This window comes from Neisseria sp. P0021.S007 (assembly GCF_051956855.1).
The window spans coordinates 1-1268 of record NZ_JBQCXA010000090.1; the positions used below are offsets into that span (position 1 = coordinate 1).

At 49.6% G+C, this 1268-nt stretch carries 2 protein-coding genes; both read left to right on the forward strand.

Annotated features, from left to right (window positions below; genetic code table 11):
- Positions 1-693 (forward strand): FixG Ig-like domain-containing protein (locus ACTHUR_RS11335; RefSeq protein ID WP_440398637.1); only part of this gene is annotated, 693 nt, incomplete at its 5' end.
- A gap of 5 nt (positions 694-698) precedes the next feature.
- Complete coding sequence (locus ACTHUR_RS11340) at positions 699-1265, forward strand: FixH family protein (protein WP_107792529.1); 567 nt, start codon at positions 699-701, stop codon at positions 1263-1265.
- Positions 1266-1268: the final 3 nt, after the last annotated feature.

Genomic DNA, 1268 nt, shown 5'->3' on the forward strand with positions numbered 1-1268 from the left:
CGCTGCGCACGCAAGAAAACCGCCAACAAAGAAGACAGCGGCTTGGGCGACTGCATCAACTGCACCATGTGCGTGCAAGTCTGCCCCGTCGGTATCGACATCCGCGACGGTTTGCAATACCAATATATCGGCTGCGCGGCGTGTATCGATGCCTGCGACGAAATCATGGACAAAATGGGCTACGAGCGCGGCTTGATCCGGTATACAACCGAAGGCGCGTTGGAACACGAATATCCTGAAAGCGACATCAAAAAACGCTTGAAACGTCCGCGTGTGGCGGGATACGGCGCTGTTTTGCTGGTGGTTATTATCGCTTTCTTGGTCGGACTTTCCACCCGTAAAATGGTCGAAGTCGATATTTTGAAAGACCGCGGCGTGATGGTGCGCGAAAACAGCCAAGGCTGGGTGGAAAATGCCTACAACCTGCGCATCATTAATAAGAGTGAACATGAACAGACCGTTACTGCCACAGTCAAAGGTTTTGATGATATCGCCTTGACCGGCTTGCCTGAAAACGGTATTAAAATTGCGCCACGCGAAACCGTGACCATTCCGGTTCAAGTGTCCACCATCCCTGAGTACGCCGAAAAAGGCAGCCAGCCGATTGAATTTACTTTCACATATCGTGAAACCGATGACGCTGATGCCGAACCGACTGTCTTGAATGAAAAAGCAACCTTTATTGGAGAATAACAACGGTGTCCAAACCCAATTCCACTAAGCCTTGGTATAAACACACTTGGCCTTGGGTGCTGATGGCAGGTCCAATCTTTGTCGTTATCGCCAGCGTGTCTATGTTCTTCGTCGCAAAAGAACATACGACAGACTTAGTTTCCGACGATTACTATAAAGACGGCAAACACATCGAAATCCAGCTTCACCGCGATGAAGAAGCCGTTAAACGACAGATTCAGGTGCAGGTTTTAATCAGTCCGGACATGAATGCCGCCAAAGTATTCGTCAGCGGACAATTCGATCCCAAACAGCCATTAAACCTGCTGCTGATGCACCCTACACGCAAAGCTGACGACCAAACCGTCAAGCTACGCGCCGTAACTGCCGAACCGCAAAACGGCCGTATGGAATACGAAGCCGTCTTTAAGCCTTTACGCCAAACCAACCATTGGTACTTGCGAGTTGAAGATACCTCAGGCGTGTGGCGTGTTGAAAACAAATGGATAGTCAGCCAAGGCAATGCAGTCAATCTGACGCCTATGGACAAATTGTTCGACAACGGCAAACAAGCCGCTTCAGAAGAACAATAAATC